The organism is Pseudomonas nitroreducens, from assembly GCF_010994165.1.
Classification (GTDB): Bacteria; Pseudomonadota; Gammaproteobacteria; order Pseudomonadales; family Pseudomonadaceae; genus Pseudomonas; species Pseudomonas nitroreducens.
Genome location: NZ_WMBX01000002.1, coordinates 401,711 through 413,471 on the forward strand (window position 1 = coordinate 401,711; position 11,761 = coordinate 413,471).

The window sequence follows — 11,761 nt, forward strand, 5'->3', positions numbered from 1 at the left end:
TACTATTTGTGCTTCAACTGCTCGTAGGACTTGACCATATCCCGCGCCCAGCCATCGAGCAGGGCCTTGGCGTCATTGGCGGTCATGACCTGGGAGGAGTTCTCCAGCTCTGTGCCGGCGCCCTTGCGGACCACCTGGGCGACCACCGTGCCGTTGCTGCCGTCGAGGAAGGCGGCTTCGGTGGCGATGCTGGTGTCCTGGTCGCGGATGCCGGTAGCGGTGCTGACGCCGGCAGCGATCAGGGCGATGGGGATGACCTCATAGGGCTGCAGCCCCTTGGTCGAGGCGCTGACGGCGGTGATCGCCGGGCGCACGATCAGCACGCCCGGGCCGGGGCCGCTGGCCAGCGGCAGGGCCTTGGAAAATTGCGTCTGCAGGGCCTGGTCATAGTACTTGGTGATGCCATCCAGGGTGCTCTGCGGAATCTTCTCGCTGGCTTGTGGTTGTGGATAGAGCTGGCTCGGCTCGACGTACACGCTGGTGAACTGGCTGACGTCGATACCGGGTTTGATCCAGCGCATCACCGGCGCACCGGAAGGGGACTTCTCTTCCTTGAGGACCTTGTAGTCCTTGAGGAAGCCGGAGTAGTTCTCGGGCTCGACGTACTTGCTTGCGCAGCCGGCGAGCGTGATGGAAGCCAGGCACAGGGCCAGGAGTTTGGTGTGCATCGAGTCGCTCCTTGTAGGTACAGCAGGGGTTGGATCGCGTTCTTCGTCGCGTGAATGCTTCGTTTGGCGTGAGTGGTCAGAATCGCCAGGTCGCACCGCCGCCAAGAATGTGCAGGGCCGCATTGCGATAGGTGCCGGATAGGGTTTCACCAGAGCGGGACTTGGTCTGCTCGTCGTCCATGTCGCCGAGCCACACCAGGGTGTAGGCGAGGTGCAGGTCGAGGCCTTCCTCCAGCTCGTAGTTCACCCCGGTCGCCAGGCGCCAGGCCTCGCCCATGGGGTTGTCGACGGTGCGGTCCTTATCGTCCACCGCCGAGCTGTCGTAGCCCAGGCCCATGCTCCAGCGCAGGCGTGGGTTGGCCTGATACTGCGCGCCGACGGAGGCGTGCCAGGTGTCCTTGTACTGACGGTCGACGGTGCGGTCGACGCCGCCGGCGTCGGCGTCGACTTCCACGCCGATCTGGCCGAAGTCGCTCCAGTCCTGCCAGCCCAGGCTGCCCAGCAGCTTCCATTGCGGGTCGAGCTGGTGGGCGATGCTCAGGGTCGCCGTCTGCGGGATGTTCATGTCCAGTTCCAGCGAGTCGACATCCAGGCGATTCAGGGCGGCATTGATGATCGGGTTGCTGACCTTGTGCACATCCGGGCTGTCCTTGAACTCCAGCTTGACCTTGCTGGTGTAGGCGAGGCCGATCTGCGTACGGTCGCTCACGTGGTAGAGCAGACCCAGGTTGACCCCGGTGCCGACGTCGGTGTCCTTGTATTCCAGCTGGCCGTCCGGCCGGTCCGCCAGCCCGAGCAGGTTGTTGTTGATGGCCATCTCGGTGCGGTAGTAGCCGTAGACGAAGCGCGGACCGATGCCCACCGTGAGGTCGTCGGTGAACTTGTGCGCCAGGGTCGGCTGGAAGGACACGCCGATCACTGCCGCCTCCTGGGTGAAGTAGCGGCCGGCCCAGTCGTCGTCGTAATCGAGCGCCAGGCCGAAATTGCCGTACATGCCGAAGCCGATGGCGGAGCGGTCGTCGATCTGGTGGCTGATGAACAGGCTGGAGCCCGGCAGCCATTGCAGGGCGTTGCCGCCTTCGTTGCCATCGAACTGGTTGTCGCTGTCACGGGAGAAGCGGATGTCGCCGAGGATCACCTGGGCGTTGGCGCTGATCTGCGTGCCCTTGAGTTCGGCGATGCCGGCCGGGTTGCTCATCAGCACGCTCGGGTCGGTGGTCAGCGCAGCTGAGCCGGCGTTGGCAAGGCCGTTGCCTTCCTGCCCGGCCTCGTAGATCAGGATGCCGCCCGCCAGCGCAGGGCTGCTCAGGCAAGCCAGGAAAACGGTCGATAGCAGATAAACAGAAGCAGGCTTGGTTCGTAGGTGATCCGCGTTCATCTGGCGCTCCGGGTGCATATCGTTAGCCACCGCCCCAGATTCAGGTCTGTGGTGGCTCAATGCTCCGAATGCTGTCTGGAGTCGACTGCTGATTCCCCATTGAGTGGGGGACCGTGAAATCAGCCTAGATAGCCAAATGCGATGTGCAAGCCGACTTTAAATTCTTAATGAAATTAATGCCCACCGCATCCCCCTTCAGATGCAAACCGCTTGCTCAGCTCTGCCGGGGAGTGCGTGAGCCAGGATGAATCTCTCGGGCGTGAAATGAAAAAAGCCGACGTAGTGCCGATTGTAGGAGATCGCCAGCTGGGGAAAATCATGCACTACCAGGAGCGGTGACCGTTCCCCAGCTCTGCTGCACGAGGCCCGCCAGCATTGCTGTGCATGCTCGAAGTGGCGATGGCAGAAGCCAAGGCTGCAGAGCACGCCGCCGCCAGCCTCCCTGGTTTTGCCTGCCCGCATCATGGCAACCCGCTTCCATAGCGAAGTATTACCGGTGGGCTACTGTTATCCAGCAGGCCGTGGCACGGCAGTGTGGCTGGAGGGCAGCTCCAGCACGCCATCGGCAAGGAACCCGAACCCACGGTACAAGGATCATCCCCGTGTCCACGCGTGAGCAGATTGCTGGCCTGGAAGCCGCCGTGTCGGCGCAGGTGCTCGGCCAGGAAGAAACCGTCCGCCACATCCTGCTGGGCCTGCTGGCCAACGGTCACGTCCTGCTGGAAAGCCTGCCCGGCCTGGCCAAGACCCGCACCGTCAAGGCGCTGTCGAAGCACCTCGATGCGCGCATGAGCCGCGTGCAGTTCACCCCCGACCTGTTGCCGTCGGACATCACCGGTGCCGAGATCCTCCAGCAGACCGAGCAGGGCAACCAGCTCAGGTTCCAGCCGGGGCCGCTGTTCGGCAATGTCATCCTCGCCGACGAGATCAACCGCGCGCCGGCCAAGGTGCAGGCGGCGTTGCTCGAAGCCATGGAAGAGCGCCAGATCACCGTCGCCGGACAAACGCATCGGATGCCTGGCCTGTTCATGGTGCTGGCGACGCAGAACCCCATCGAGCAGGAAGGCACGTACCCGTTGCCGGAAGCGCAGATGGACCGCTTCCTGATGAAGCTGCTGATCGACTATCCCAAGGTCGAAGACGAGTCCCGCGTATTGCAGCTGGTGCGCGCCGAGGAGCGCAGCCAGCAGTCCGGCACCGAGCCGCCGGAGATCACGCCGCTTGCCCAGGACGCCGTGTTCGCGGCGCGCCGGGAAGTGGGCGACGTGCATGTCTCGGACGCCATCGACCGCTATCTGATCGACCTCATCCATGCCACCCGCCGACCCGCCGACCATGACGCCGACCTGGCCCGCTGGTTGAAGGTCGGCGCCAGCCCGCGCGGCGGCATCAGCCTGGACCGCGTTTCCCGCGCCCACGCCTGGATGGCCGGCAATGATTACGTCACGCCCGACGATGTACGCGCTGTCGTGCATCCCGTTCTGCGCCATCGCCTGCTGCTGTCCTATGACGCGGTGGCCGATGGCGTCGGTGCCGATCAGGTGATCGACCGGCTGCTCGACAAAGTTGCGATTCCTGCCTGAGGAGGAGGGCGTCGATGGCGGATCAGCAGCCGGTCGCCGATGGTTTCGTCTACGCCTCGCTGCAGCAACTGATGCTGCTGGAACATCGCGTGCGCGGCCTGAGCTTCCTGTCACGGCAACCGTTGTCCAGCATCCTTTCCGGCAGCCACGCGGCGCGCCTGCGCGGCCGGGGGCTGAGCTTTGACGAGCTGCGCCAGTACAACCCTGGCGACGACCTGCGTCATCTGGACTGGCGTGCCTCGCTGCGTTACGGCAAGCCCTTCGTGCGCAGCTATACCGAGGAGCGCGACCGTCCCACGCTGCTGCTGGTGGACCAGCGCATGAGCATGTATTTCGGCTCCAAGCGCAGCTTCAAGTCCGTGACCGCCGCGGAGATTGCCGCACTTGGCGCCTGGATGGCCCTGCAGGCGGGTGACCGGGTCGGTGGCCTGGTGTTCGGCGACCGCCAGATCGAGTACATCCGCCCCTTGCGCAGCCGGGCCAGAGTCGAGGCGCTGTGCGCGGCCGTCGTGCGGCACAACCATGCACTGCAAGCCACCCGCAGCGACGACGATGCACCCGGCCAGCTCGACCGGGCGCTGCGCCAATGCCTGGGGGTAGCGGGGCACGACAGCCTGGTGGTGATCATCAGCGACTTTGCCGGCGTGACCGACCAGACGCTGCAGCTGTTGCGGCAGCTGAGCTCGCATAACGACGTGCTGGCCTTGCAGGTATTCGATCCGCTTGCCCTGCGCCTGCCGGACCGCGGCCGCGTGACCGTGACCCAGGGCGAGCTGCAGGTGGAACTGGAGGTTGGCCGGCGGCAGGTGCACCGGCCGCTGGGCGAGTTCCTATCCGGTCGCCTGAAGGACGTGGCGACCCTGCTGCGCCGCAGCCAGGTACCCTTGATGATGTTCAGCAGCGGCCGCGACAGCCTGGAGCAACTGCGCGGCGAGCTGGGGCGCCTGGCCCGATGAGCACTCCGCGCATCGACCAGCTCCAGGAACTGCCGCCGCCACCGACGCTGGTCAGCTACTGGCCGCAGACCTGGGCCTGGGCGGTACTTGCCCTGCTGCTCGTGGCGGCCTTGGCCGTGTGGGCGCTATGGCGCTACCGGCGATGGCGGCGCGACCGCTATCGGCGCGAGGCGCTGCTGCTCCTGGATGATCTGGGCGAGGCCCTGGCGGACCCACAGCGTCGTCTTGCCGCGCTGCGCCAGCTGCCTTCGCTGCTCAAGCGTGTGGCGTTGTCGATGCCCGGTGGCGAAGCCACGGCGGCGCTGGGTGGCCGCGCCTGGCGCAGCTATCTGCAAGGCCGCAGCCCGGCGCAGCTGCCGGCCGATCTGGATCAGCGGCTGGCCATGCTGGCCTATGCGCCGGATGAGCGCGTCCAGGCACTGGGTGAGCAGGAGGCGCAGGCCCTGCTGGCGGTCTGCCGGGAATGGATCGAGGTGCACCATGTGGCAGTTTGACCTGCCCTGGCTGCTGCTCCTGCTGCCGTTGCCCTGGCTCGCCTGGCGCTACCTGCCGGCCTACCGGGAATCGCGCAGCGCCTTGCGGGTGCCGTTCTTCGCCGCCATGAGCCGCGCCGTGGGGCAGGAACCCAGCCGCGGCGGAGCCGCCGGCGGGCGCTGGCAACTCCCGCTGAACCTGCTGGTGTGGGGACTGGTGCTGGTGGCGTGCGCGCGTCCGGTGCTGGTGGAGAAACCCATCGAGCGGGTGCGGCCGATCCGCGACCTGATGCTGGCCATCGATATCTCGCAGTCCATGGAGACCAACGATTACCTCGATGCCGGTGGCCAGCGGGTGGACCGCCTGAGCATCGTCAAGGGCGTGGTGCGCGACTTCATCGGCGAGCGCAAGGATGACCGTATCGGCCTGATCGTCTTCGGTACCGGCGCCTTCGCCCAGGCGCCGCCGACGCAGGACCACGCCAGCCTGCTGATGTTGCTGGACGAAGTCGGCATCGGCATGGCGGGGCCGAACACCGCCCTGGGCGATGCCATCGGCCTGACGCTCAAGCTGCTCAAGGACGCGCCGGAGCAGGAAAAGGTGCTGATCCTGCTCACCGACGGCAACGACACCGCCAGCGCCATCACGCCCAGCCACGCGGCGGCCATGGCCCATGAGCGCGGTGTGGTGGTGCACACCATCGGCATTGGCGACCCCGCGGCCAGCGGCGAGTCGAAGGTGGACCTGAAGACGTTGCAGGATATCGCCCACAGCACCGGCGGGCGCTACTTCCGAGCCGGCGACCGCGAGGCGTTGAAGGCCGTCTACGCGACACTGGACCACATCACGCCGCACCAGGTGAAGACCCTCAGCCACCAGCCCAAGCGCGACCTGTTCTGGGTGCCGCTTGGCGCTGCGTTGACGTTGCTGGTGCTGTCGCACCTGTTGGCGGCCATCGCCGGACGATTGGCCGTGCCAGGCGATTCGCGCGCCAACCGGGAAGTGGAGGGCTGATGGACATCGATCTCAGTGCCTTTCATTTCCTGCGGCCGTGGTGGTTGCTGCTCCTGCTGCCGGGAGTGCTGCTGCCGTTGCTGTGGAGCCGGCGTCACGATCTGGCCCGCCGCCTCGACGGCATCATTGCTCCCCATCTGCTGGCGCACCTGGTGATCACGCCCACCGAACGCCAGCGTGTGCGCCCGGTACAGCTGCTCGGCGCCGTGCTGGTGCTGGGCGGCGTGGCGGCGGCCGGGCCGACCTGGGAGCAGGACCGCCCGGCCTTTCTGGAGAACCGTGCGCCGCTGATCCTGGCGGTGGACCTGTCGCCCTCCATGGCCGCCAGCGATGTTCCGCCGTCACGCATCGAGGCGGTGAAGCACAAGCTCCACGACCTCATCGTGCGGCGGCCGGGCAGCCCGACGGCGCTTATCGCCTATGCCGGCAGCGCACACCTGGTGCTGCCCGCCACCGACGATGGCGGCTTGCTCGACAGCTTCCTGCAGGCGCTGTCCCCCGGCCTTATCCAGCGCAGCGGCAAGGACGCGCTGGGTGCCATCGAGATCGCCAAGCGCCTCCTGGCGGCCGAGCAGTCGCCGGGTACCCTGGTATTGCTGACCGATGGCGCCGACCAGCAGCAGTTCGACGCCATCGACAAAGCCCTGCGCGGCAGTGATCTGCAAGTGCTGGTGCTCGCCGTAGGTAGCCAGGATGGCGGCTTGCTCGACGGTGGCCAGCAGGACGCCGCCGGCCGCCCCTTGTTGGCCAGCTTCGACTCGGACGCCTTGAAGGGACTCGCGGAGGCGGCGGATGCGCCACTGGGCAGCCTGACCCTGGGGGATGACGACCTGGACTGGATCGAATTGCACGCCCAGCAACATTTCCAGGCGGCCCAGGGGGACGAGCAGCAATTGCACTGGAAGGATGCCGGATACTGGCTGTGCTGGCCGCTTTTGCTGCTCGCGCTGCTGAGCGTGCGCAAGGGCTGGAAGGTGCACTGGATGAGCGCACTGTTGCTCGCCGTCGGGCTGAGTGGCGCCCCGGAACCGGCGCGTGCCGGCGCGCTGGCCGATGCCTTTTTTACGGCGGACCAGCAGGGGCGCTGGGCTTTCGAACACGGCCATTATCCGCAGGCGGCTGCGCATTTCCGTGATCCATTCTGGAGGGGGCTGGCCGCTTATCGCGCCGCAGACTACCCGCTGGCCCTGAGCAGTTTCGCCCGGCTGGATTCGTCCGAGGCGTACTTCTACTTGGGCAATACCTATGTGCGCCTGTCGAAGTTCGATCAGGCCATCGACGCTTATCGTCAGGCGCTGCAGCGCCAGGCGGACTTTCCAGCCGCCACCGCCAACCTCGCCCTGGCGCTGGCCCTGCAGAAGGACCGCGAAGACCAGCAGGAAGCCGGCCCGCCCGACGAAAAGCCCGACCAGGAGGTCTTCGACAACACCGCCGGCAAGGGCAAGAGCGTGCCCCGCGCACGCGCCAAGGCCGACTCGGACGAGCAGTGGCTGAACAACCTGAGCACCTCGCCGGCACAGTTCCTGCGCCGCAAGTTCCTGCTGCAGGACGCCGCAGTGGGGACAGGGTCATGACGCGCGCGCTGCTGCTGTTGCTGTTGTGCTGGCCGTGGCTGGGCTTCGCCGCCGAGCCGGAGGTGAAGGTCCGTACCCAGTTGCTGCCGGGCGATTCGGTGCTGGTCGGTGGGACGCTCACGTTGCAGGTCGATCTGCTGGTGGACACCTGGTTCGCCCAGCCGCCGCAACTGCCCGCGCTGAAGGTTGCCGGCGCGGTGGTCTCCGAGCCGAGCAGCGAGGCTGCCCATCTCAACGAGAAGATCGCCGGGAAGCCGTTCTTCGGCCTGCGCTACGGCTACCAGATCACCCCGCAGAATGCCGGGGAATTCACGCTGCCTGCGCTGGATATCCAGGTGCAGCCAGGGCAGGGCAGCGGTCCGCTGAAGATCACCAGCCAGCCGCTGCACTTCACCGCCAAGGCCCCCGCTGGCGTTGCTGCCGACGGCGGTCAGCGCCTGGTCGCCAGCCAGGTGCAGATGACCCAGCAGCTCAAGGCTTCCCGCGAGCCACTGCGGGTGGGCGACAGCGTGACCCGCAGCCTGCACATCACCGCCGAAAACGCCCAGGCCATGCTGATTCCCGCGCCGGACTTCGCCGAGGTGAAGGGGTTGCGCCGCTACGTGCAGCCCCCGACGGTGCAGGCCTTGAGCGATGGGCGTGGCGGCAGCAGCGGCGGTGAGCGCATGGATGCGGCCACCTACGTGGTCAGCCAGGCCGGCGATTTCCAGCTGCCGCCCATCGAGTTGCACTGGTGGGCGGCGGACAGCGGGGAACAACGTACTGTTTCGGTCCCTGCGCTGGAGCTGTCGGCCCAGGCTGCGGCCGTCTACAAGGCGCCTTTCTCCATCAGCGATGACCTGCGCGAGCTGGGGCGCCATGCCCAATTGCGTATCGCCCGTCACTGGTTGCTGCTGGCCGTGTTACTGGCGGTTCTGGTGGGCGCGGGTTACGCCGCGCATGCGTGGGGCGCGCCGTTGCGTACCGGCGTGATGAATGCCATCGAACGCCGCCGCCAGGCATGGCGCGAGTCGCCTGGCTACGCCTGGCGCCAGGTTCGCTCCCAGCTCAAGGGCGACCCGCCGCAGCTCGGTGCGCTGTACCTGTGGCTGCGGCGGACAACCGGAGGTCGTGAATTAAGCACGGCAGTGCCTGATGGTTCCGTCAAACCCGGCAATTCTTTGCTAGCGTTTCTCAGGGCCCGTTACGGCCGGGCCGATGCGCAGGTGCGTAGCGCTCCCGCCCAACTGATACAGGCGTTGCCGGAAATCCATCGAGAGATGGGCCGCGGCAAGCCGGCGAGCCTGCCGGCCCATGCCCTCAAACCTTTGAATCCGTGATCCAGGGATGTGACATGCCTTCGTACCTTGCGCGACCGATTGCCCGCTGGATGCTCCTGCTGCTCTGCCTGCCGCTGCTGGTTCAGGCGGCGGACGAGTTGCCATCGTGGAACGAAGGACCCTCGCGGCAGGCGATCATCGAATTCGTCGAGGCCGTGACCCACGAGGGCGGCAAGGACTTCGTGCCGCCGGCCGAGCGCATCGCCGTGTTCGATAACGACGGTACGCTGTGGAGCGAGCAGCCGATGTACTTCCAGGTGCTCTTCGCCCTGGACGAGGTGAAGCGGCAGGCGCCGCAGCATCCGGAGTGGAAGCAGAAGCAGCCGTTCAAGGCGGTGCTCGAGGGCGACCAGAAGACCCTCGCCGCCAGCGGCATGAACGGCATCCTGGAGATAGTCGCCGCCACCCATTCGGGCATGAGCACTGAAGATTTCATCGCCAATGCCCGCCGCTGGCTCGCCAGCGCCAAGCACCCGCGCAGCCACCGGCCCTACACCGAGATGGTGTTCCAGCCGATGCTGGAGCTGCTGGGCTACCTGCGGGCCAACGGCTTCAAGACCTACATCGTCTCCGGTGGCGAAGTGGCGTTCATGCGCGCCTTCGCCGAAGAGGTCTATGGCATTGCGCCGGAGCAGGTGATCGGCACCACCCTGGGCAGCCGCTTCGAGGACCGCGACGGCAAGCTGTCGATCCAGCGCCTGCCCAAACTGGTGCACAACGACGACGGCCCCGGCAAGCCGGAGAGCATCGACAGCATCATCGGCCGCCGGCCGATCCTGGCCTTCGGCAACTCCGACGGCGACCTGCAGATGCTGCAGTGGACGACCGCCGGCAAGGGGCTGCGCTTTGCCGGCCTGGTGCACCACACCGATGCCCGGCGGGAGTGGGCCTATGACCGGGAGAGCAAGGTCGGGCGCCTGGACAAGGCGCTCGATGAGGCGAAGAGCAAGGACTGGGTGGCAGTGGACATGGCAAAGGAGTGGAAGCGTATCTACCCGTTTGATCAGTAAGACCAACAAGTGAAAACCGCAGGGGCATGGGGATCTCCAGTCGAGCAGTCGGTATCTCCAGTGACGCAGTCGTGGCAAACGATGAGTAACTGGAATGGAGAGACAACAATGAAGCGCACGGGAAGATGGTTATCGCAGTTCGCCCTCGCGGCGACCGCGATAGTGGGGTGTACGGTCGCCAGCGCTGCTGACAAGCCGAACATCCTGGTGATCTTCGGCGACGATATCGGCCAGACCAATATCAGCGCCTATTCGTTCGGCGTGGTCGGCTACCAGACGCCGAACATCGATCGCATCGCCAAGGAAGGCATGATGTTCACCGACTACTATGCGGAGAACAGCTGCACCGCGGGGCGTTCGACTTTCATCACCGGGCAGACGATCCTGCGTACCGGGCTGTCGAAGGTTGGCATGCCGGGGGTGCCGGTGGGGCTGCAGGACCGCGATGTCACCATCGCCCAGGCGCTCAAGGCCCACGGCTATGCCACCGGCCAGTTCGGCAAGAACCACCTGGGCGACCGCGACGAATACCTACCGACCAAGCATGGCTTCGACGAGTTCTTCGGCAACCTCTACCACCTCAACGCCGAGGAAGAGCCCGAGCGCCCGTACTGGCCCAAGGATGACGAGGCCTTCACCAAGGCCGCGACGCCCCGTGGCGTACTCAAGGCTACTGCCGACGGCAAGATCGAGGATACCGGTGCGCTGAACAGCAAGCGCATGGAAACCATCGACGATGACACCACCCAGGCTGCGATCAACTTCATGGACAAGCAGGTGAAGGCGGACAAGCCGTTCTTCGTCTGGATGAATACCACGCGCATGCATGCCTTCACCCACGTGCGTGATTCGATGAAGGGCCAGAGCGGCATGGCAGGCAACGATTACGCCGATGGCATGATCGAGCACGACGGCGACGTCGGCAAACTGCTCAAGGCGGTGGATGACCTGAAGATCGCCGACAACACCATCGTCATCTACACCACCGACAACGGGCCGAACCAGTGGTCCTGGCCGGACGCGGCGACGACCCCGTTCCGCAACGAGAAGAACTCCAACTGGGAAGGTGCCTACCGTGTGCCAGCGATGATCCGCTGGCCGAACCACGTCAAGCCGGGCAGCGTTTCCACCCAGATGTTCTCCGGGCTGGACTGGTTCCCGACGCTGCTGGCCGCCATCGGTGACACCGACATCAAGGACCGTCTGCTCAAGGGCGCCGATATCGGTGGCAAGAACTTCAAGGTGCACCTCGACGGCTACAACCAGCTCGACTACCTGACCGGCAAGACCGACAAGGGTGCGCGCAAGGAGTTCTACTACTTCAACGACGATGCCGAGCTGGTGGGCATGCGCTTCGAGGACTGGAAGATCGTCTGGTGCGAACAACGCGCACCGGGCGGGCTGAAGGTCTGGAGCGAGCCGTTCACCTGCCTGCGGGTGCCCAAGCTGTTCAACCTGCGCATGGACCCCTACGAGCGGGCGGACGTGGTATCGGACCAGTACTACGACTGGCTGACCAAGAACGACTACCTGCTGTTCCAGGGCACGCAGAAGGCGGCGAAGTTCCTCCAGACCTTCGTCGACTACCCGCCGAGCCAGCGCCCGGCCAGCTTCAGCATCGATCAGATTCGCAAGGATGTGGACGCGAAGATCGAAGCGAAGATGAAGCAGGGCAGCAAGTAGTGATCCACGCATTGGGCAGCGCTCCGGCATTGCCCACCTCAATCCCCGCGACAGCACAGCTGTCGCGGGGATTCTTCTGTTCGACAAGGTTGTCCCGATGCC

General features: G+C 65.8%; 10 protein-coding genes. 8 read left to right on the plus strand and 2 right to left on the minus strand.

Annotated features, from left to right (window positions below; genetic code table 11):
* Window positions 1-2: 2 nt before the first annotated feature.
* Both GJV37_RS09775 and GJV37_RS09780 read right to left on the minus strand, forming a co-directional pair.
* Window positions 3-668: a DUF3313 domain-containing protein gene (locus GJV37_RS09775; RefSeq protein ID WP_065084752.1), complete on the minus strand. Its 666-nt coding sequence runs from the start codon at window positions 666-668 to the stop codon at window positions 3-5.
* Window positions 669-744: 76 nt separating this feature from the next.
* The gene (locus GJV37_RS09780) at window positions 745-2,046 is read right to left on the minus strand and encodes an OmpP1/FadL family transporter (RefSeq protein WP_170859873.1); all 1,302 of its coding nucleotides are present in this window, start codon (window positions 2,044-2,046) and stop codon (window positions 745-747) included.
* Window positions 2,047-2,648: 602 nt separating this feature from the next.
* Between GJV37_RS09780 and GJV37_RS09785 the strand changes: the two genes are divergently transcribed.
* The 8 genes from GJV37_RS09785 (at window position 2,649) to GJV37_RS09820 (ending at window position 11,659) form a co-directional block, all read left to right on the plus strand.
* A complete protein-coding gene (locus GJV37_RS09785; RefSeq protein ID WP_170859874.1) occupies window positions 2,649-3,629 on the plus strand; it encodes an AAA family ATPase in 981 nt (326 codons plus the stop codon).
* A 14-nt stretch (window positions 3,630-3,643) separates the two neighbouring features.
* Window positions 3,644-4,585: a DUF58 domain-containing protein gene (locus GJV37_RS09790; protein ID WP_170859875.1), complete on the plus strand. Its 942-nt coding sequence runs from the start codon at window positions 3,644-3,646 to the stop codon at window positions 4,583-4,585.
* Window positions 4,582-5,079 carry a DUF4381 domain-containing protein gene (locus GJV37_RS09795; protein WP_170859876.1) on the plus strand — a complete coding sequence of 166 codons (498 nt, stop codon included), beginning with the start codon at window positions 4,582-4,584 and terminating at the stop codon, window positions 5,077-5,079. The genes GJV37_RS09790 and GJV37_RS09795 overlap by 4 nt, the downstream gene beginning before the upstream one ends.
* Window positions 5,066-6,073: a VWA domain-containing protein gene (locus GJV37_RS09800; protein ID WP_170859877.1), complete on the plus strand. Its 1,008-nt coding sequence runs from the start codon at window positions 5,066-5,068 to the stop codon at window positions 6,071-6,073. Before GJV37_RS09795 ends, GJV37_RS09800 begins: the two co-directional genes overlap by 14 nt.
* Entirely contained in the window at window positions 6,073-7,647 is a 1,575-nt protein-coding gene (locus tag GJV37_RS09805; protein ID WP_065084756.1) for a VWA domain-containing protein, read from the plus strand. The genes GJV37_RS09800 and GJV37_RS09805 overlap by 1 nt, the downstream gene beginning before the upstream one ends.
* Window positions 7,644-8,966 carry a BatD family protein gene (locus GJV37_RS09810; RefSeq protein WP_170859879.1) on the plus strand — a complete coding sequence of 441 codons (1,323 nt, stop codon included), beginning with the start codon at window positions 7,644-7,646 and terminating at the stop codon, window positions 8,964-8,966. Before GJV37_RS09805 ends, GJV37_RS09810 begins: the two co-directional genes overlap by 4 nt.
* 14 nt (window positions 8,967-8,980) lie before the next feature.
* Entirely contained in the window at window positions 8,981-9,976 is a 996-nt protein-coding gene (locus GJV37_RS09815; RefSeq protein WP_170859880.1) for an HAD family hydrolase, read from the plus strand.
* A 108-nt stretch (window positions 9,977-10,084) separates the two neighbouring features.
* The gene (locus tag GJV37_RS09820) at window positions 10,085-11,659 is read left to right on the plus strand and encodes an arylsulfatase (RefSeq protein WP_170859881.1); all 1,575 of its coding nucleotides are present in this window, start codon (window positions 10,085-10,087) and stop codon (window positions 11,657-11,659) included.
* The last annotated feature ends 102 nt before the right edge of the window (window positions 11,660-11,761 follow it).